This is a genomic window from Oleiphilus sp. HI0123, assembly GCF_001635315.1.
Window position 1 is genome coordinate 1 of the sequence record NZ_LWGE01000046.1, and the last position, 259, is coordinate 259.

The 259-nt window shown below is 49.4% G+C and carries 1 pseudogene; it reads right to left on the reverse strand.

Features of this window, described 5'->3' with window-relative positions:
• A pseudogene (locus A3761_RS00500) lies at positions 1–225 on the reverse strand (type I secretion system permease/ATPase); the annotation flags it as partial.
• Between the last annotated feature and the right edge of the window lie 34 nt (positions 226–259).

Genomic DNA, 259 nt, shown 5'->3' on the forward strand with positions numbered 1-259 from the left:
TGCTTGTTGGTATTGAGATATCAGGTTAGCAATCTGGGACATCGGCGCTAAGGCGCGAGAACTTAACAGCACACAAGCAATCAAAGCGCCTAAACTCAAAGCTTGCTGCTCAATCTGATAAACACCGACAATTACAATCGCCATGGTTGAAAGCTGCATAACGGAAGCTGATACGATCGATACAGAGTCGGTCAGATGCTTGGCTCTCGCTCCTAATAGCGACATGCGCACCAGCGCTCTCTCCCACAAGCCCTGCTGA